The organism is Nostoc sp. CENA543, from assembly GCF_002896875.1.
Taxonomy (GTDB): Bacteria; Cyanobacteriota; Cyanobacteriia; order Cyanobacteriales; family Nostocaceae; genus Trichormus.
Genome location: NZ_CP023278.1, coordinates 2,590,957 through 2,612,033, shown reverse-complemented (window position 1 = coordinate 2,612,033; position 21,077 = coordinate 2,590,957). Strand labels below are relative to the sequence as shown.

16 protein-coding genes and 1 tRNA gene are annotated in these 21,077 nt (G+C 40.8%); 6 read left to right on the top strand and 11 right to left on the bottom strand.

Translation table 11 applies throughout. The features are described 5' to 3' along the window. Positions 1 to 94: 94 nt before the first annotated feature. The 3 genes from CLI64_RS10805 to CLI64_RS10795 all read right to left on the bottom strand — a co-directional run bounded on the left by CLI64_RS10805 (position 95) and on the right by CLI64_RS10795 (position 2,808). Entirely contained in the window at positions 95 to 1,117 is a 1,023-nt protein-coding gene (locus tag CLI64_RS10805) for a transposase (RefSeq protein ID WP_103137226.1), read from the bottom strand. Between the two features lie 16 nt (positions 1,118 to 1,133). Continuing rightward, entirely contained in the window at positions 1,134 to 1,991 is an 858-nt protein-coding gene (locus CLI64_RS10800) for a hypothetical protein (RefSeq protein WP_103137225.1), read from the bottom strand. 157 nt (positions 1,992 to 2,148) lie between these two features. Continuing rightward, a complete protein-coding gene (locus CLI64_RS10795; protein ID WP_103137224.1) occupies positions 2,149 to 2,808 on the bottom strand; it encodes an Npun_F0813 family protein in 660 nt (219 codons plus the stop codon). 340 nt (positions 2,809 to 3,148) lie between these two features. Here CLI64_RS10795 and CLI64_RS10790 point away from each other — a divergent pair. From CLI64_RS10790 to CLI64_RS10770, 5 genes are all read left to right on the top strand, one after another. Next, a tRNA-Arg gene (locus CLI64_RS10790) sits at positions 3,149 to 3,222 on the top strand. Positions 3,223 to 3,604: 382 nt separating this feature from the next. Then, positions 3,605 to 4,150 carry a GIY-YIG nuclease family protein gene (locus tag CLI64_RS10785; protein ID WP_103137223.1) on the top strand — a complete coding sequence of 182 codons (546 nt, stop codon included), beginning with the start codon at positions 3,605 to 3,607 and terminating at the stop codon, positions 4,148 to 4,150. 128 nt (positions 4,151 to 4,278) lie between these two features. After that, a complete protein-coding gene (locus tag CLI64_RS10780) occupies positions 4,279 to 5,739 on the top strand; it encodes a YARHG domain-containing protein (protein ID WP_103137222.1) in 1,461 nt (486 codons plus the stop codon). Between the two features lie 160 nt (positions 5,740 to 5,899). After that, on the top strand, positions 5,900 to 7,645 hold the full coding sequence (locus tag CLI64_RS10775; protein WP_103137221.1) for a serine/threonine-protein kinase: 1,746 nt from the start codon (positions 5,900 to 5,902) through the stop codon (positions 7,643 to 7,645). A gap of 19 nt (positions 7,646 to 7,664) precedes the next feature. Next, positions 7,665 to 8,525, top strand: a complete 861-nt coding sequence (locus CLI64_RS10770) for an Rpn family recombination-promoting nuclease/putative transposase (RefSeq protein WP_103137220.1) — start codon at positions 7,665 to 7,667, stop codon at positions 8,523 to 8,525. Positions 8,526 to 8,591: 66 nt separating this feature from the next. Here the strand turns inward: CLI64_RS10770 and CLI64_RS10765 are convergent, their stop codons facing one another. Further along, the gene (locus tag CLI64_RS10765; RefSeq protein WP_103137219.1) at positions 8,592 to 9,656 is read right to left on the bottom strand and encodes a toll/interleukin-1 receptor domain-containing protein; all 1,065 of its coding nucleotides are present in this window, start codon (positions 9,654 to 9,656) and stop codon (positions 8,592 to 8,594) included. A gap of 325 nt (positions 9,657 to 9,981) precedes the next feature. Between CLI64_RS10765 and purH the strand changes: the two genes are divergently transcribed. Continuing rightward, positions 9,982 to 11,520, top strand: a complete 1,539-nt coding sequence (purH, locus tag CLI64_RS10760) for a bifunctional phosphoribosylaminoimidazolecarboxamide formyltransferase/IMP cyclohydrolase (RefSeq protein WP_103137218.1) — start codon at positions 9,982 to 9,984, stop codon at positions 11,518 to 11,520. A gap of 411 nt (positions 11,521 to 11,931) precedes the next feature. On the opposite strand, the gene CLI64_RS10755 is transcribed toward purH, so the two are convergent. The 7 genes from CLI64_RS10755 to CLI64_RS31920 form a co-directional block, all read right to left on the bottom strand. Continuing rightward, the gene (locus tag CLI64_RS10755; RefSeq protein ID WP_103137217.1) at positions 11,932 to 15,417 is read right to left on the bottom strand and encodes a PAS domain S-box protein; all 3,486 of its coding nucleotides are present in this window, start codon (positions 15,415 to 15,417) and stop codon (positions 11,932 to 11,934) included. Between the two features lie 494 nt (positions 15,418 to 15,911). Further along, the gene (locus CLI64_RS10750; protein WP_103137216.1) at positions 15,912 to 16,640 is read right to left on the bottom strand and encodes a DUF3891 family protein; all 729 of its coding nucleotides are present in this window, start codon (positions 16,638 to 16,640) and stop codon (positions 15,912 to 15,914) included. A gap of 124 nt (positions 16,641 to 16,764) precedes the next feature. Next, entirely contained in the window at positions 16,765 to 17,454 is a 690-nt protein-coding gene (locus tag CLI64_RS10745) for a manganese catalase family protein (protein WP_103137215.1), read from the bottom strand. Between the two features lie 101 nt (positions 17,455 to 17,555). Then, on the bottom strand, positions 17,556 to 17,828 hold the full coding sequence (locus tag CLI64_RS10740; RefSeq protein ID WP_103137214.1) for a GlsB/YeaQ/YmgE family stress response membrane protein: 273 nt from the start codon (positions 17,826 to 17,828) through the stop codon (positions 17,556 to 17,558). Positions 17,829 to 18,119: 291 nt separating this feature from the next. Beyond that, positions 18,120 to 19,502 (bottom strand): oxygen-independent coproporphyrinogen III oxidase, encoded by a 1,383-nt coding sequence (gene hemN / locus CLI64_RS10735; protein WP_103137213.1) that lies wholly within the window; start codon positions 19,500 to 19,502, stop codon positions 18,120 to 18,122. Between the two features lie 415 nt (positions 19,503 to 19,917). Next, positions 19,918 to 20,631 (bottom strand): heme oxygenase (biliverdin-producing), encoded by a 714-nt coding sequence (locus tag CLI64_RS10730; protein ID WP_103137212.1) that lies wholly within the window; start codon positions 20,629 to 20,631, stop codon positions 19,918 to 19,920. A 2-nt stretch (positions 20,632 to 20,633) separates the two neighbouring features. Then, the gene (locus CLI64_RS31920) at positions 20,634 to 20,756 is read right to left on the bottom strand and encodes a hypothetical protein (protein ID WP_264082497.1); all 123 of its coding nucleotides are present in this window, start codon (positions 20,754 to 20,756) and stop codon (positions 20,634 to 20,636) included. Positions 20,757 to 21,077 lie beyond the last annotated feature (321 nt).

Genomic DNA, 21,077 nt, shown 5'->3' with positions numbered 1-21,077 from the left:
GGCATCTTGCCCGTCCCTTATCGTTGAACAATGTCAAATAAAAAAATAGAGACGCTGCAACACAACGTCTCTAAAAACCTGGAAATCTCGACTTTTAAACCAGCGATAAAGAATAAACTTGACCATCAATTAATAGTCTGGTAATGCCTTTGGCTTGCAAATGAGTGCGAGCCTTATGCAGCATTTTACTATCAGGAACTTTAATCACGCGATCGCGCTTGGTAGAAAATCGCTTGGCGACACGGTGATTATCAAACACAGGTAAAGTTCTTTGCTGGGTTTCCAGGCTGGGAATTTGTCCTAAATCACCAAAATCCTTGAGGGGTTTAGTAATTAATTCCGAGGAACGATCAATGACTAAATAGCAAGTCTTGGGTAACGGTGCTACCGATAAAGGTAAAACTTGAACTGGTGCTTCCCCTAGTCTCCGTCTAGTAACAAGAGGTCTGGGGTGTTCAAAATACTCTTCTTCTTCGTCTTCTTCGTAGTCTTCATCATCCTCTAAATCATCGTCTAAATCTTCCTCATCGTCTAAATCTTCCGATTCGTCTAGCAAATCTTCCCCTAGCATTTGGGCAATAGCTGTGACATCAGACTTGTCATCCTCCAGTAAAGAACTAGAGATACCAACTACTTCCTGTGGCTGCACCACAGGAATTTCCAACTGCTTGACGACAGGTACCTTGGGTTTGGGCTTTTCCTCCTCACCTGAAACAGCACGTTTGCGTACTCGTCTCACAGGCTGAGTTGGCTGTTCTTCCTCGTCTGTTTCTGGTACTACTGGCTGTTCTACCGGCTGGGGTGGCTCAACTTCCGCAGTTTTTAAACGTGGTTTCTCCCGACTTTTCGCTGGTGCTGGTGCTGGTGCTTCTGACTCTGGTGGCACAAATACAGGTACATTTTCGTAACTGACTTGCGCTCTCCCTTCCGGAGTCCTAGCTGCACGTTTTAAAGAAACGAGGTATTCATACTCGTCTTCTGCTAAGGTACTTTTGAGCAAGCGGCTAATGGTGGAGTTACTCACGTCATAGCGTTCTGCCAGAGTTGAGGTTGTTTCAGCAGTTTCTCGATATAGCTTGAGAATTTCTTGTTTGTCAGAATTTGTTAGTTTTCTCACGGTAGACACCAATTTTCTATGCTCGTTTTCTTGTGCGCTCCCGCCGAGTCCGGCTTAATGATGCGTCATATTCTAGGGCTGCGCCCATACCAAATAACACTCCACTAAACACCCAAAACACTTCTAAAAGTTCTCCACTTTGATAATTTGGACCCTGAGCGTATTTAAACCACATATCTGCAATGTAAAGCGAAAAGGCCGCCGCCGCAATCATTCTCCAGGATTGGGCTACTCGTCCCCCCCAAAAAGCTAAAAGTAGGGTGGTGGCGATAATTAACAACAGCACATCGCTAACTATGTAAAACAAGTTCAAAATTGTGGCTAAAAAGTCTTCTGAGGCTTTAGCTTGCTGGGCAGAAATCCACCACGCCAACAAACTGCCAAATACTCCAATTGCTGACACAATCAGCCATTGCCATTTTTCTAGATTAATTCGCCTAGCAGCTACCGCTAAAATCATGCCTACGCCCAGGGATATATAACTTAATACAAAAAACACGTCGCCAATAGACACATCCGGTTCTTCTTGTAAAACAATTTCTGTATAACCAAAAAATATCCCTCCCAGGAAATAAGAAATCATACCTATGGCAATAGCTAGCCAAACATTGCGGCTACTGACAATTTGTGGACTGCGCCAATTCCTTAAGCATAAAATTCCTGCACCCAGATAAGCTAACGCTTCAAAAATATTTGTACCAATCACGTACCATTCAGCACGGGTTTCTTGACCATTAGCTCCAGGGACTTTGGCACTAAACAATAAAAAGTATAGCAGTGCTAGTACACCCCAGCCAATGCTAGCTAAAACTATGTTCTGGGTGGTAAATAGAGATTTTGCCAATGAGGATGGATTTTTGTAAGAACTACTCATAAGATTTGATTAAATGCACTCTGGGGATGAACCAATTTTAAATTCAACATTAAAGAACTTGTGGGATGGGGCAAACAGAGCAAAAGATGGGGAAAAAGAGCAGAAATTGAGAACATCGCCTTTTTGCCTTTGGCCTTTTGCCTTTTTACTTTTCCTTCTACTGCCATAACTTATTCAGGGAAGACTGACTCAGCCACGAGATAAACAGCGATCGCTCTCCTTCTGGCATATCCTGTAGGTGATTAGCTACTTGATTGGCAAAGTTGGCGTTACCAAAATAAGTTTTCCCTAATTTATGTAGTTCTTGTAAAAAGCTGACTACATGATTTTCTTTCCAGGGGGGTAGCTTGTCTGATTCCAACGGATCAATTGAGACTAACTGTTTCACCGCTTCAATCGAAGCAGTCTCAGGAAACTGCTGCTGCTTCTGAAATTCAGCTACATCTTTTTCAAATAATGAAACTTGCTTTGTACCCAAAAATTCTTCTATATCCATGTGAACAGCTTGTAGTAGCAAAATGCTAGCCTGAATTAATGTGCTGTTTTTGCTGTGTCCACCAGTATCGTTACCAATTTGGTCTAGGCGTACTTTACCCCAAACGCTAAAGCGTTCTGGTTCCTCCAGTAAGACGCAAGCTTTACCACGATGATCAGTTAATTCTCGCCACAAAGTTCTAGCTTCTTCTTCTTGGCCCGCTTTGAATACACTAATCAAGCGAAAAGTCTGCCCCTGATAATGGAGAATCGGCACCTGCTGATCCTTTTTCGGGTGCTGAATGCTTGATATTTCAACATCCTGCCGTTTCAAAATAAACATGGCACTAGCAAATAACTCCCCGCAGGGGCTTTATAGATAAGCGATTTATAATCTGATTTAGCAACATCGCCAAGAGTGCGATTACTTACGTGGTATAGATTTAGTGAGCGACTATCTGAAAATAGTCTATGTTCAGGCGATCAGCTACACCGGGCGTTTAGTTCATCGCCATCAACCCGCAAATCAGCATCCATCGACCACATAATAAGCTAATTAATCAACTTGCGACTAGCATCTTAGCCTTAGCAACAGTCAACCTGCAATTTTTTTTAATTGCTTATTAGGCATAAAGACGATATAATTTTTAAGGTGACTCATAGTTGAGCCACAGTTTTGATTTGGGCGCGTAACTCAGGTGGATAGAGTAACTGCCTTCTAAGCAGTCTGTCGCAGGTTCGAGTCCTGCCGCGCTCGTTATAAATTAACAGGCAAATGGTGCCAGCAAGCCACAATTACCTTGAAAAGCGGGACTAATAACCCACTTGTAGTAGAGGAAGTAAACAACCTCTGTCTGTTCCCCATTCCATGTCAACTCAAACTGCTATAGTTTGGTTTGGTTGTGCTGACTGAATTAAGTAACTTTTTGGAATTTTAATTAACAAAACTCACAAATAGTAATTGTTAATTCAAGTAGAACAACTTAAAAAACGAAATATATTAAGTAAAGTAAAAATACTAGTATTCAGTTCGTAGTAAGGACTTTAGTCCTTTGTTGAGAACTAAATTTCTCACTATAAATCTTGAACTATTTACCCTATTCTATTTATAAAACAATTAGTAATCTCAAAATAGACCGATGAATAACGAAAATCAGCTTCCATCTTTAATATCATTGCCATATATTTCTTACATTGATGATCAAGGTGATTTACCTGAAAATGTACAGGGAAAAATAGGGGTTTATGCCATTTTTAATGAAGATAAAATATTGCAATTTATTGGTTACTCCCGCGATATATATTTAAGTTTAAGACAGCATTTAGTCCGTCAACCCCAAAAATGTTATTGGGTGAAAATACATACGATTGAGCGTCCTAATCGCACTATCTTAGAAAACATTGAGCAAACGTGGATAGCGGAAAATGGTGGTCTTCCCGTGGGTAACGGAGAACAAAAAGCAACATGGACACAACCTATTGATGTTAAAACAGTAATGACTCCAGAAGAGCAGGAAAATTATCAAAATCCTGTACATGATGAAGTCAAGCAAATGAATATCCTGAAAAACATCGCCAGAAGAGTAGAAGCTGAAATTATAGCAGCTTTAGAATTGCGTGGATTAAAGACACAAATTCGATTCAATCCTAAGTTAAAAGAAAATGGATTATTAGATGTGAAGTGAGGTATTGGGAATGGGGAATGGGGCATGGGGCATTGGGCATGGGAGACAAGGGAGACAAGGGAGACAAGGAAGAAAAAGTCTTCATAACTAATGACTAATGACTAATGACTAATGACTAATAACCAATTATGACAATGCAAATGTTGAACGATCGCTATCAAGTGATACAGACATTAGGGGCTGGTGGGTTTGGTGAAACATATCTTGCAGAAGATACTTATATGCCTTCTAAACGTAGGTGTGTGGTTAAACAACTCAGGCCAATTCAAAATAATCCCCAAATTTATCAGTTAGTTCAAGAAAGATTCCAACGTGAAGCGGCAATTCTGGAAGAATTAGGCGGAAAAACTGGACAAATTCCGGCATTATATGCTTATTTTTCGGCAGATGGGCAATTTTATTTAGTACAGGAGTGGATTGAGGGGGATACACTCACAGCTAAAGTTAGACAACAAGGGTTATTAAGTGAGAATACAGTCCGGGAAATATTGCTGAATGTGTTACCTGTTCTGGATTACGTCCACTCTCAGCAAATTGTCCATCGTGATATTAAGCCAGATAATATCATGGTGCGTTATGGGGATGGTAAACCTGTATTGATTGACTTTGGTGCAGTCCGGGAATCAATGGGGACAGTAGTTAATTCCCAAGGTCATGCTACTAGTTCGATTGTGATTGGTACGCCTGGATATATGCCCAGCGAACAAGCCGCAGGTAGACCTGTTTATTCTAGTGATTTGTATAGTTTGGGGTTGACTGCTGTTTATTTGTTGACGGGTATGCAGCCACAAAACTTAGAGACGGACTCACAAACAGGTGAAATTATTTGGCGTAACTATGCCCAAAATATTAGTCCGGTTTTGGCTAGTGTAATTGATCGGGCGATCGCTTATCATCCTCGCGATCGCTTCCCCTCAGCAAAAGCCATGTTGGAGGCTTTGCAAAGGGAAACTAACTCCATACCACCCACACAGCCGTACTCTGTCCCGCCTGTCATCTCTCACACAGCACAACCCACTACTCCCGTACTTCCCCAAGCTAGTGTTACAGATAATCAGCAAAAAAATATATTAATTGGCAGTTTAGTAGCTGGTGGTTTGATTGGTGGTTCGGTGATTCTTGGGTTTATATTGACAAAACCGCCGCAACCGTCCTCAGAACAGCCAGTAGTCAAAGAAACTACTTCCCCTGTTTCCCAATCTTTACAAACCAAAGTATCTAAGAATGTAGTTCCCCAAACTCAATCTCCATCAAATACAGATACTTCTCAGATTGTCAATTCTTTTACACCACCACCGGAAAATAATCAGAGTAATTATCTCTGGCTTTCTGAACGACTTGTCACCGATTCTGATTTAAATGGTAAAGACGGTTACACACTAGATATTATGCGAAATACAATTTTCGCTCGTCACGGACGCAGATTTGATACTCCTGAATTACAAGCATATTTTAATACTCAAACCTGGTATCAACCCATATATTCACCGAGAGAATTTCCCTCAAAATTACTCAGCAGATTAGAGCAGCAGAATGTAGATTACATTAAACAATATCAAGACCGTTATAATTTGAGACATTTTAAGTAATTAGTCTGGTCGCATTTGTAGTTAATTGCGAATAAAATCCATATTTTTACCCAGTGAACTACTCAAATAATTGTTGAGTGACAATTTTTGGGTAACTACTGGATAATGGATAAAATGTATACAATATCACAACTAATTTGACACTGTTCTGCACTAACTTATGGAAACGCTATTAGAGAATCGCTATCGAGTAGTTCAAACTTTGGGTAGTGGTGGATTTGGGGAAACATTTTTAGCTGAAGATACCCAAATGCCATCTAACCGTCGTTGTGTAGTGAAATTGCTCAAACCAATACACAATAATCCTCAAATTTACCAACTCGTCCAAGAGCGATTTCAACGCGAGGCAGCTATTTTAGAAGAGTTAGGCAGCTATACAGACCAAATTCCTACTTTATATGCTTATTTTCAATCAAATGAGCAATTTTATTTGATTCAAGAGTGGATAGAAGGTAGCACATTAACCAATAAATTTTATCAACAAGGTGTGTTTAGTGAAGAGTCGGTTCAAGAAATTCTCATTCACTTACTACCTGTTTTAGAGTATGTCCACTCAAAACACATAATTCACCGCGATATTAAACCAGACAATATTATTTTGCGTCATCGAGATGGCAAACCTGTATTAATTGATTTCGGTGCAGTGCGGGAATCTATGGGTACAGTAGTTAATTCCCAAGGTAATCCTACCAGTTCGATTGTGATTGGTACACCAGGGTATATGCCGAGTGAACAAGCGGCAGGTAGACCCATGTATTCTAGTGATATTTATAGTTTGGGGATGACAGCAATTTATTTATTGACTGGGAAACAACCCCATGAATTAGAAACAGACTCCAGAACCGGGGAAATTATCTGGCGTACACACGCTTTGAATGTCAGTCCGACATTTGCAGATGCCCTTGATCGTGCGATCGCCTATCATCCCAGAGAACGGTTCGCCACCGCCAGGGAAATGTTAGAAGCCTTGCAATTAGGCACAGTTAGCTTACCCCCAACTGTCTATCAACAACCCCAACCTGCTACAACTCCCTATCAACAACCGCAACCACCAACAACTCCCTATCAACAATCACAACCACCAACAACTCCCTATCAACAACCGCCAGTAGTCACAGTTCCACCACCAGCTACAGCGTCTAATACCGTCGCTGTTAGCCCCGCATCTTCCCCCTCTCCCGAACCTGTCAGCAAAAAAAATAGCAGTCGGGGGATATTACTTGGTAGCTTAATTGCTGGTGGTTTAGTGAGTGTATCTGTATTAATTGGTTTTGCCTTAACTAGACCCAATCAATCAGTCACACCTTCAACAATCTCCTCTAGTGAATCTACTACTAACAACAACAGCACCCCCAGCGTAGAACCAACAGATACACCTGCAACTTCCAATACCACCACAACACAACAAACTACTCAAACCGCAACCACGCCAGACTCAAATTCTTCAGCCGTCACAAATTCACCTGTAACTGCATCCACTCCCGAAACCACAGAACCCGTTGGTTCACAACCCACCAATGAAGAATTGCAAGCAGGTAATACATCATCTGCCAATTCTCAAACATCACAAGTTGAAACACAGTCGCCAGAACAAGCAGTAGAGAATTATTATGCTTACATCAACCAGGGTCAATATGAAACAGCCTGGAATTTGTTAACTCCCAGTTTTCAAAATAGCAACCTGCACCCCAATGGCTATCGTTCTTATTCGGACTGGTGGCAAGGACAAGTAGAAAGTGTATCTGTTGATAACGTCACTTTAATAAATTCCGACACATCAACAGCAACAGTTGACACTCGTTTAACATTTTTCATGAAATCGGGACAACAAACACCTGCTGCTATTCGATTCTCTCTGTTAAGAGATGCAGCAACTAATGAATGGCTGATCAATACTGCTAAGTAATAGTAACATTTAAAGAAGAATGCGGCGAGATTCCATTTTTTACAAACTGTTTCAACAATCTCCTACACTCTTGTTTCAACTACTAGCAACACCGCCAACTAATGCAGATGCTTACCGATTTGAATCTGTAGCTGTCAAAGAACCCAAATTTGAAATTGATGGGGTGTTTCTACCACCAGAAAACCAAGATACAGGAGTTATATATTTTTGTGAGGTACAATTTCAAAAAGACGAACAACTTTACGAAAGAGTCTTTGCAGAATCTTCACTCTACTTCTATCGCAACCATACAAAGTTTAGCGATTGGCAAGCAGTGATCATTTATCCCTCACGCAATTTTGAGCAAAGTAAAATTCATCCTCATCGTTCATTACTTAACGGTGAACAAGTACATAGAATCTATTTAGATGAATTAGGAAATATTCGCCAATTACCAATATGGGTAGCACTCATGGTGCTGACTACTGTAGAAGAAAGTCAAGCACCAGAAGAAGCCCGATACTTATTAAGCAAAACGCGTCAAGAAGTAACTGAGCCAGCAAGTCGCGCCATAATAGAGATGATTATTACAATTATGGTGTACAAGTTTGAACAATTGAGCAGAATAGAGGTTGAGTCAATGCTGGGAATTACACTTAAGGAAACAAGAGTTTATCGAGAAATCAAGGAAGAAGGAAGAGAGGAAGGGAGAGAGGAAGGAAGAGAAGAAGCAACAATCAATCTAATTATCCGACTGCTAACTAAGCGTTTTGGCGAACTGTCTGAAGAAATGCACGCCACAATTACTGATTTACCTTTGCCTAGTCTGGAAGATTTGAGTGAAGCACTACTAGATTTCAGCAGTTTAGCTGACTTACAGACTTGGTTGGATAGGAAATAGTGCCTTATTCCCCATTTCTCAGGAAAATTACTGAAGCCATTAAATCTTCGATGTAATTGCATTAGACTATTTTTTGTCACAATTGTGATTACAACGAACTTTTGCCATCAATCGGATATAGGCTGAATTTCTACTAGCCTTTTTTAAAGGCTCTACTTTAAGTATGACTAACTCCTCTCCACCTTGAAATCTATGAATTGGTTCTGAAATTAAAGATTTTTCTTGCCTTAAATCTACAATTTGTCTAACCGTTACTACGGTTCCTGGTGATGGGACAATGAGAGGCTCAATACTAGGGTATTCTTCAATATTTTTTTGTTGAACAACTAACGGTTCTCCAGGGGACAAAGCACCTGGACGATTTTTAACTATACCTAACCATATCCATCCAGAGGAATTAACTTTTTCTGTAGATTCTAGATGGGGAATAGATTCTAAGAAAAAACTTTTATATATGCCTGGTTGCCAAAAAAATAAAAGTATAGGAACACTGCATAGTGCAATGAAAATAACTGTTTTATCAAGTATCTTACTGTTTCTGCGATGCCGACGAGTTTTTGACGATTTAAGTCCTATGATATGTATAAAAGCATGACCAGCAGTTTTTAAAATCGGTATTAGAACTGCACCAGTTTGCCGTGAATATTGTTTTATAGTGAAGGTGGGATCGGTGAGTTTTTTGACTTCTGCCTTGATACCTTGAGCAATATTGAGAAAAGCTTTATCGTATGGTTTCCAATCAGTGATAGGTCTTTCACCTTCTGGCAAAGCTTTGAGATTATCTAATGCAAGTTTCCAAGTATCAAGAACGGGACGGAGGAGAATAGGAATTACGCGAGCTTCTCCAGCCCTATGCCTTTGCATAGCTTTGTTGATCACTATTTCCCAATGATAATCAGAATATATAAAATCGGAACTAATTAGCACCAAAATTATATCTGCCTCATTTAGTTCTCTATCACTCTCGATTTCCCATTCTTTGCCAGGACTCACCATACCTGGATGCCAGCTATTGATCACGCGTTCCCTCTCCAAGCCTTTGAGATGAGTTTCTAATTTCTGGCGCAGTTGTTCATCTCGTTCCGCATTGGAGCAACAGTAAAAAACTTTGACAAGTTTAGATGCTGACATTGACCTTAATACCTATTAATCTGAACTAAGGATGAGTTTATCTATTGAAAGTATTGAGTTTTAATTTGCTGATAATCTATTCGATTCTCATAATGCAGTTTCAATCGATTGTTTTTTATAAATTTTTTGCTAATTTTTTTGCTAGTATATGAATGCCTTCAGCGACACTTAAAAATAAATTCTGACCATTTGCCCACTTTTTATGATTTTCCACTGTTCAGGCAGACATAGAAACACAATTATTCCTCATGGTATTGAAGTGAAGCCAGGGTTATGTAAAAATTGTGGTCTTTGGCATCACCCGCTAAATTTGAGGAATTGAGACATGGCGCGTCTAGCACTGCTGAGTGTATCTAATAAAACTGGTTTAATTGACTTAGCCCGTAGCTTGGTAGAAGAATTTGAATTTGATTTAATCAGCAGTGGGGGAACAGCCCAAGCCCTCAAAGATGCGGGAATACCTGTAACGAAGGTTTCGGAATATACGGGTTCACCGGAAATTTTAGGGGGACGTGTAAAAACTCTCCATCCTCGGATTCATGGTGGTATTTTGGCCCGGCGGGATGTACCTCAAGATGTGACAGATTTGGAAAATAACCAAATTCGCCCGATTGATTTAGTAGTCGTGAATCTTTATCCCTTTGAGGCGACTATTGCTAAACCAGGGGTAACGTTATCTGAAGCTGTGGAACAAATTGATATTGGTGGCCCGGCGATGTTAAGAGCTTCATCAAAAAATTTCGCTCATCTGACAGTATTATGTGACCCAGGGCAGTACGATGAGTATTTGCAGGAATTACGGCAAAATAACGGCGAAGTTTCCCTAGAATTTCGTCAAAAAGCAGCTTTAAAAGGATTTTTGCATACAGCTAGTTATGATCAAGCGATCGCTTCCTACCTGTCTCAACAATCCCAAACTTCCCTCCCCCAACAATACACCCTCAACGGTAAAGAGTTACAATCTCTGCGTTACGGCGAAAACCCCCACCAACCTGCTACTTGGTATCAAACTGGTATAACTGCAAGTGGTTGGGCGGCGGCGACAAAATTGCAAGGAAAAGAACTCAGCTACAATAATTTGGTGGATTTAGAAGCCGCCCGTCGCATTATTGCTGAATTTCCTGATACACCAGCCGCTACCATCATCAAACATACCAATCCCTGCGGCACGGCGTTAGGTAATACCTTGGTGGAAGCTTATCAAAAGGCTTTTAATGCTGATTCTATCTCTGCTTTTGGTGGTATTGTCGCCCTCAATCGTTCCATTGATGCAGCTACCGCCACTGAATTAACTAAGACATTTCTAGAATGTGTAGTTGCACCTGATTGTGATGCAGAAGCCCAAAAAATTCTGGCGAAAAAATCCAATGTGCGGGTTTTGACTTTAGCAGATTTGAGTAGTGGCCCGAAAACTCTGGTAAAACAAATTGCGGGCGGTTTCTTGGTGCAGACTGCGGACGATGCGATCGCTGACACTAGTAAATGGCAAGTCGTCACTGACCGTCAACCCACTGTTGATGAACTAGAAGAATTGTTATTTGCGTGGAAAGTTTGCAAACACGTTAAATCTAATGCCATTGTCCTCACAAGCGATCGCACTACTCTTGGTGTCGGTGCTGGACAAATGAACCGCGTTGGTTCAACCAAAATCGCCCTCGAACAAGCCGGAGATCAAGCCAAAGGTGCGATTCTCGCCAGTGACGGATTTTTCCCCTTTGATGATTCTGTCAGAACAGCCGCCGCCGCAGGTATTACTGCGATCGTCCAACCAGGCGGAAGCTTGCGTGACCAAGATTCGATCAAAGCTGCTAATGAACTAGGTTTAGTCATGGTATTGACCGGTATCCGTCATTTTCTCCACTAATGGGAATGGGGAATGGGGCATGGGGCATAGGGCAAGCAGGAAGTGTGGGAGGGGTGGGAGGTGTGGGAGGATAGGGAAGAAATCTTTCCCCCCTCTCTCCCCACACTTCCCCATCTTCCCAGTCCCCAATCCCATCTCATGGTGCAGTTTGCAAAGTGTCACTTATATTACTAGTCACTGTTTCCCAATGGTGCTATTCTCTAGTTGTGTGTGAGGAGCAAGTTGAAAATTAAGAGCGTTTGGAGTGGAAACACGGCAACACGTCCAGACGCTCTTTAATTTTTCATCCTTTTTACCGTTGTTGGTGTTTTAAAGACGACACATATATACGCACTAACCAGGTAAAATTTAGCCTTGCTTAATTGGGAATTTGATCGGCCTAAGCCTAGCCATAGAATAGGCGTGAATTTTTTAAATTTGTATGAGGTTGGCAATTACGGCTGCTAATTCTGATGGTTCTACAGGTTTAGTTAGATGTCTTTGGAAACCGGCGGAAATAATCTTTTGAGAGTTACTCTCACCAGCAAAAGCAGTTAAGGCGATCGCTGGTAACTTGGTAATTGATGCTGCTTCTGAGGCTCTTATTTGCTGAATGAGCATATAACCATCCATTTCCGGCATTCCAATATCACTTAATAGTAAATCAGGTTTATTTTGAGCGATCGCTTCTAGTGCTGCACTCGCTGACGTTACGGCTTGGACTGCCACACCATGCTGTTCTAGGATGAAAGTGAGTAATTCTAAGGTGTCGGCATCATCATCTACAATTAATATCCGCAAGCCTTGAATATTGGGAGTACAATCCGGTAAACGATAGTCATTATCAACTTGATATGTCGCAATCAGTGGTAGCTTGACGGAAAAAGTCGCACCTAAACCTTCTCCTGGGCTTGTAACTTGTACAGAACCGCCGTGAAGTTCTACAAGATGACGCACAATAGCTAATCCTAATCCTAAGCCACCAAATTTTCTGGTCGTGCCTTCATCGGCTTGGCGGAAGCGTTCAAACACATAAGGTAAAAAGTCTGGGGTAATACCTTTTCCTGTGTCACTTACCTGAATTTGCGCCCAAGCTCCTATTTTCTCTAACCTTACTTCTACTCGTCCTCCTTCTGGTGTAAACTTAACAGCATTAGTGAGCAAATTCCAAACTACTTGTTGTAAACGGTTGGGGTCGCCTTCTACCTTGCACTCATTAGTAGCAAGCTCAGTGTAGATGTCAATTGATTTAGCTTCAGCCGCTAGACGTACTGTTTCTAGTGCTGCTTCAATGGTATTTACCAAGTCAACTGTACAAGTATTCAAGCTGAGTTTGCCACGTAATATTCGGGAAACATCCAGTAAATCTTCGATTAACCGCGCTTGTAATTTGGCATTGCGTTCGATTACTTCTAGTGCTTGTTTTGTCTTGATTTGATCCAACTTGCGGGTTTTGAGGAGTTTTGCCCAGCCAAGAATCGGATTGAGGGGCGATCGCAATTCATGAGAAACTATAGCCAAAAAATCATCTTTCATGCGGTTGGCTTGTTCTAATTCTATCCGGGCTTTGCGTTCTTTTTCCCAAGCATCTGCCCGTTCTTCAATTGCCAATTTTTGGTCGTGAATATCGGTACAAGAACCAAACCATTTCAAGATTTGACCATTTTTGTTTTTTAGGGGAATTGCCCGCCCTAAATGCCAACGGTATTCTCCATCCGCACGACGCAAACGATACTCAATTTCGTAATCTTTGCCTGTTTGCAGGCAACCATACCAACATTCTATGGTACGTTGCACATCGTCAGGGTGCAAAATCGCTAACCATCCCTCACCTTGAGCCTTTTCTAGAGTTCCTCCTGTATAGTCGTACCAGCGTTGATTAAAATACTCATGAAAGCCATCTGGCTGCGTAATCCAAAACATCTGCGGTGTGGTGTTAGCCAGGGTGCGAAACATCAATTCGCTTTCTTGTAGGGCGGCTTGGGCTTGTTTGCGTTCTGTTAAATCTAAAATGAAGCAAACCCATGTTGACGGGCCAGATGTTAATCGCGCCGCACCCAACATAATCGGTACACGAGAACCATCTTTACGGATATACTCTTTTTCAAAGGGAATACAAACTCCCGATGTTAAGACTTCCTCGACTTTAGCTTGATCAATTTCGTTGTATTCTGGTGGAGTCATTGCTTGCCAGTTGAGCTTTCTGGCTAAGACATCTTCCTGGCTATAACCAACCATTTTTAAGAAGGCATCATTGGCAAAGGTAATTGTGTCTAACTCGACCTCAATAATGCCGATGATGCTGGATTGTAATAACTGTCTGAGTCGAGCCTCACTTTGCCGCAATGCTTCTTCTACTTGCTTGCGTTCACTAATATCAATATTTACCCCCACCATGCGGCAGGGTTGACCTGCATCATCATAGAGAATTCTAGCCCTCGACTGAAGCCAGTGAATGCTACCATCCTGCCAAATAATTCGGAAATCAGTGAAATATTCAGTTTCACCTAGATTTATGCAACGATGTAATTCTGCTTCTGCGTTCATTAAATCATCTGGATGCACAAATTTAGCCCAGTCCTGATAAGTACCGCCAAATTCACCAGGTTTTAAACCATAGATGGTTTCTAACTCTTGTGACCAGACATTGACATTAGCTGGCACTTCCCAGTAAAAACTACCGATTTTGGCAGATTTTTGGGCTAAATCAAGCCATTCCTGTTTTTGTTGCAACAGAGACATCAACTTTTGTCGTTCGGCTTCAGCTTGCTGACGTTCAGTGACATCCATAAATGCACCAATTACACCCCGGACATGACCATCTGTGTCCCGCAAAGGAGTAGCTTTGCCGTAAATATACCGGATATCATGATCACTAAAGACAAACTCAAATTCTGCTTCCACCTCTTGTCCTGTCAAACCTGCGCGTTGCATTGCCAACTCGGTAAGTGGAATATCTTGACCATTTTTTTGGATTTTAAACGGAAAGGGGTATTCTCCACTGGCAGGAGTCGCCGTCATTACCGAGCCTGGTGGCATTCGCATCATTTCGTAAGCAGTGCGGTTGGCACTCATGTAATGGCATTGCGGATCGTGGGCAATCCACACAGACACAGGGACTGTCTCCATAATGGTTTCTAGTTCTTCTGCCCGTGCTTTGGCGATCGCTTCACTGTGTCGCAATGCTGCTTCTATCTGCTTGCGTTCTGTGATGTCGGTGAGAATCGCGATCGCACCGGATAATTCCCCCTGCTGATTCAGCATGGGACTTATAGAAACACTTACCCAAATTCCTGATTGATCCTGATTTTGTAAACGCCACTCAAACCGTTGTTTTGTCTGTGGATGCTTGTGATTTTCTTGTTCTAGCCATTGCTCTATTTCGAGGCGCGCCTGATGGTTAATGAAGTCAAAAATTGAGCGATCGCTGAGATGTTCGGTACTATAACCTAGCATTTGAGCTAACCGAGGATTGACATATTCTGTCTGTCCCTCAGTGTTAAATATGCAAATACCTTCATTGATTGTCTCTAATAGGTGAAAATGGCTCACTTTGAGCTTTTCTAGTTCGACATCAGGTTTGGGTCTAGCAGTATGTAGTTCTGAATGTATTGAACTAATAAATAATGCTACTAAACTAAAAATGATTAAATTGCATACATCAGTCCAGTTTAATGGTGGTACAGAGTATAAAGGCAAATTGAAAAAGTAATCTTTTCCTACAGTCGCTAAGACGGTAGCGACTAAACCCAGAAATAATCCACCATACCAACTCATAAAAACTACAGCCGCCAGAAAAAGTGGTGTAACCTCCACTTTTAACCAGTTTTCCAGCGTGAAGCTTAAGAGCAGCATCAATAACATTGAGACGATGGAAACATAGTAACACTGCAAATGGGTACGCTGGATTCTTGACATACTGGATTTAATCCTGATGCAGTAACCTGCCTATTAAGACATAGAACTTCTTCCCACCGTGAGCAACCGTCTGCGGGTATATCTTGAGGGTGCTAGCTTCTGTCGTTCTTACTAAATTGTAAGCGTTGAGATGGAACTTAAAAACTTTATCTGAGTGAATGTTAAGTTTATGTAAAGAGTTAAATCGAATACTTGCTATTCTCCCAGGCAGATGATAACTTTTATTTGTGTGTGAGGAGTAAGTTGAAATTAAAAAACGCTTGGGGTGGAAACACGGTCACACTCCCAGGCGTTTTTTAATTATGTGGTAAAACCAGCAGTATTTGTACACTTAAGAAAGTGTCACAATCCAAATTTACTGGATAAAAAATAAGTGATATTCTCTAGTTGTGTGTGAGGAGCAAGTTGAAATTGAAAAGCGTCTGGGGTGGAAACACGGCAACACTCCCGGACGTTTTTTAATTATGTGGGGTAACTTGAAATCGTGAGAATTCTTAAGTTTCCACAAAAGTCCACTCTAACACTTTAATCGGTGCTGTTTGCAGAGCGTGAGTAAGTTCCGCATTACTACCAAACTTGACCTGATGTAAATCACAGGCTTCGACATTAACTGTAAACTTATCTTCCTCAAAAGGCCAGGGCTGAACAGTCAGCAAATGATCACTACGCTGCATAATGTCATAACGTTGACCATCAGGCCCCAAACTAATTTCTAAAAATCTTTCGTCGGCTGGTAATTCTTGCTGACATAAGATTAATGATAGGCGATCGCACCATTGCATAAAAGCATAAGCCGCATCTACATCTTCTTTTTCGATGCCCAACTCCTCACGCCAACGCTGTTGATTTTGCAGTTGCTCATCTAGAAATTGATCTAGTTCCGAACATTGTCCCCGTTTTGACTCATGTAAACGACTCATATGTTTGGAAATTAATAAAGTCACCCAGCGTCCTCGATAACGGGCATTATTCACCAGATCAGCCAGTTTTTCCACGGAGGTGTCTTGGTGCATGGTAAAGTCCATTGGCGCACCTCCGGGAGTCAGGTTATCTTCTTGCCATTCTTTTTCTAAGTCATCATGATGAGAAATGGCTGCTAGGGTTTCATATATCCGTGCTGGAGAATTTTTGCGTCGCCATTGTCCTGCTAGTTGCGCTGCTAACAACGCATGGGCGCGGTGATAAATAATTTCCCATCCATTTGGGGTTGGATTTACAATCACAGATTACTCTCCAATTTAGGAAACTGACTTACCTCAAAAAGAAAAAGTAAAAAGTAAAGAATAGCTTTTTGCCCTTTACCCTTTACCTTTTACCTTTTGCCTTTTGCCTTTTACCTTTTGCCTTTTACCTTTTTTCTAATGGGTTGGCAATGTATTTAAATGTTGGCTCAGAGTTCCAGGGGCCGCGTTCATCTTGTCCATGCCCATTAGTCGATAGATTGTAGTAAATATCTACAGTCTCATCAGGTTGAATATTGCCAAAGAATGGATCTGTTAATTTACCCAGTGAATCTAATGCTTTCATAAACATCTGGGTGTGAGAAACTTCTCTAGTCAAAAGATGTACTAAAGTTTGTTTTGTACCTTGGTCTGGACATAGCTTAATTAATTCTTCATAGGTTTGACGCGCACCAGCTTCGGCTGCAATATTCGCGCGCAAATCTCTAACTACATCTCCGCCTTCATTGAGATAGTTTGCAGTCCAAGCATTACCTTGACTATCTAGAAAGTGAGGCCCTATTCCTCTGACTGCAAAAAGAGTGCTTTTATAAACATCTGTTTGATCCACATTTTTGGTATGAGCCTCAATGAGTTTACCCACCATTTCTAAATGCCCGAATTCCTCAATTGCAATGTCTTGCAGCATATCGCGAATTCCAGCATCCTCAACATGGAATGATTGCACCCAGTATTGTAAAGCTGCTGATAATTCTCCTGTTGCTCCGCCAAACTGCTCTAGAAGTAATTGAGCAAAGCGAGGATTAGCTTCCTCGACTTTGACAGCATGAATAGGCTCTTTTTTGTGAAAAAACATGAACCGCCTCTACAAATATTTTCAACTGAGAAAGAAATGATCAAGCATCACAAAATTGAATGCTTGATAACAAAATGAGGAGTTGCTTATTTTGATTTTTTTTACACACTGCGGCTTCTGCTGATTAGTCCCCACAGGTAGATAGCAATCATTGCACCAATGACAGCAATTAAAAGACCAGGTAGACTTAAACTTGTGGCAGTTAATTGTAAAGTTCCCGTGGCGAATAAACTATATAAACTACCACCAATGAAAGCACCGATGATACCTAAAATCATTGTGGAAAGAATACCGCCACCTTGAGTTCCAGGATAAATTGCTTTAGCGATCGCGCCAGCTAATAGTCCTAATATTACCCAAGCAATAATATTCATATAATGTCCTCAAAAATCTCATCTGTACTCAGATTAGCAATCTCAATTTGCTAGCGTTTCCACCAGATGAAGTAAGTTTTTGAAGCCAAAAGATAGATATGTCAGACTTAATAAGTTCAGAATAGCCTACGCTTAGGAAGTTACTGAATTATCCCAGGATAACGAATTATTTTAATGAGTATTATGAGATGACAGTCGGTAATTGGTCAGAGGTAATTAAGTGAAGGGAATTACCAGCTACCAATTACCAAAATGTTCCATGAACACAAGCTGACAGGATCAGATTAGATATTATATGGCACGGGAGAAATGTTTTTCTGGTGTTTGATTGTGGGTATCAAAAACTACAGCAACATTTCGTACCAGTAATCTACCAATATCCGTAATTTGGATATGGTTAGTTGATAAATTCACTAAACCATCAGCTGCTAATGGCTCTAATAACTCTAGTTCCAGGGCAAAATACTCATCGAAGTTGATACCGTATTTTTCGGCGATTTCTGACTTATTTAGCTGAAAATTGGACATAATGCACATAATCACATCGCGTCTTAAGATATCATCATCGGTGAGTTTGACACCTTTACTAATTGGTAAAGTATCACTACCAACTGCTTGATAATATTCTTTTAATTGCTTATGATTTTGTACGTAAGCATCATGTAACATGCTAATAGACGTAGCACCAAAGCCAAATAAATCCGTACCAGCGTGGGTGGTATAGCCTTGAAAGTTACGTTGCAGAGTGCGGTTACGTTGGGCGATCGCTAATTCATCGTTAGGTTTGGCAAAATGATCCATCCCTATAAATAAATATTGGCTTTTTGTCAATTCCTCAATAGTCATTTGCAAAATTTCTAGCTTTTCCTGGGGTTCGGGTAATGCTTCCACAGGAATATGCTTTTGTGCTGGTTTCAACCAAGGTACATAAGCAAAGTTAAATACCACAATCCGATCCGGATCTAATGCAACTGTCTTCTGTACTGTCTCTCGAAATGTTTGTAAAGTTTGATAAGGTAAACCATAAATTAGGTCTACATTTACACTTTCAAACTGAGCCGCTTTAATCCAACTCATGACGTTATATAACATCTCTTCTGGTTGGACGCGATTTACAGCTACTTGTACTTTGCTATTAAAGTCTTGGATACCGAAGCTAACGCGATTAAACCCAATTTCCCTAAGAAAGAAAATGTAATCTTCGTCAACGTAGCGGGGGTTAATCTCAATAGAAACTTCAGCTTGTGGATCAAGGTTGAAGTTGCGGGTAATTTGTTTCCACAAAAATTCTACTTGCTCACAATCTAAATAATTAGGTGTACCACCACCCCAATGAATTTGCAGTACCTTTCTATCTTGGTCAATCAAGGAAGCAGTATGCTGGATTTCTTGTGCTAAATTTTCTAGATAAGGTTTAGCAATATTTCTGTTATTAGAAATAACAGTATTGCAACCACAGAAGTAACAAGCACTTTGACAAAAAGGAATATGGAAGTATAAAGAAAGAGGTGATTTTCTGTGATTGGATCTAGCGATCGCCTCCCGAAAATCACTCTCTGTAAATCCTTCAGCTAACTGTGTCGCAGTTGGGTAACTGGTATACCTTGGTGCAGGTGTGTCATACTTTTGAATCAATTCCAGGTCAAATTTGACTCCAGACGACAGAAAAACCATCAAATCCTCCAGGTTAATGTGACCATTCAAAAAGGTAAAAGTCAAAAGGCAAAAGATAGCTTGGATAATTTTGATCAATTCAAATGTATTTATTACTACTTTTTATCAGAGATTTGAAGTGCAGTAGTAACTTCCATAACATCTGAAATGACACAATATACTTTGAATTTTGACTTGTTACTTTTGCCTTGCTGTACGGTCGGGTCTATGGGTATGTAGGGTCTACAATTTGTTGTTTGATTGGTCACAAATTGCCAATAAAATGCCTCTGCTCTAGCTATTTTCTAGTTTAAAGATTCACTGCTAGAGTCTGATGTGTTCATTTAAACCAAATTAGGGAATGGGGCATAAGAAAGGTAAAAGATGGCTTTTTTGAATTTTGCCTTTTGCCTTTTTCCTTCTTCTTCCCCTGCTTTCAGGTTGCTGGTGCTTCGGTACTACCAGGGTTAGTGTTGTGAGTCAAGCTATTGAAGACTACTTGACCAATGGCTTTGATTAAATTGCCCTCTAAATCTCTAGCCATTTGCATATTGTATTGGAAAGCAATATTGGCTTCAGCAACAATGCGATCGCCAGTGGCATCATCAATAGATAATGAATCCATCGCCTGACGATACTTGTTTTTAAATGCTGCTTTGTCGGGAATCTGGTCAAAATTATAGAAAGATGTACCTTCGTAGCCAGATAGTTTCAGGGTTGACTGAGCAATTTTTTGCAACATCTGACCCCCAGAAAGGTCGCCCATGTAGCGTGTATAGGTGTGACCAATTAACAACACAGGTTCATGGGCAGACAGTTGGCGAAGGCGATTAATATACGCCTGTGCGCTACTAGAAGGTGTAATCAAATTGCGCCACTCACTGCCATAATAAAACACCATGTCTTTTTCTAAGGCGGCTTGGCGATTCAATTCTGGAAAGTAAACCGCAGCAATTATAGGGTTATTGACATGACTTTTCACTGCGGTTTCTAGTTCACTGTAGACGAAATACAGATTGCTTAAAAATTTAGCAAAACATTCTCTATCTACAACCCCCTTCAAAAAGCATTTCATGAATCCCACATTTTCTGCTGCTGTGTGAGCTTTTTGAGTACCAGAACGTAATTTAATGGCTAAATTGCTACTCATTTTTACTTCCTTGATGCTTGATTTAGTGGTGAGTGCTGAGTGGTGTTAGCGGTAGCGCGGCGTTTAGCCGGTGCTGTTAGCGGTAGCGTGGCGTTTACCTGATGATCAGTTATTGAGATCATCATTTTTTAACTCAGTAACTAGCACTTTTAACTCAGCACCCTTCATAGACTCAAAATGGTTGCCAGTTCACAATCAATACTGGAGAGGATTGTTATTCTGGGTTTAGAGAGGATTGGCATCGCTCTATCTAGCAACTACCACTGCTGATGCAAATCCAGACTATTTTTATATCTCCCAAACTCATTTAACTATTAATAGCTTTATAACTATACGGAGATTAATATTTTTTTATATTTCGCTTAATTTCACTACATATATCTTTTGATCAAGAAATCCTGCTCTATTCCCCAGTACCCAGTCCCTAATCACTAATCCCCAATACC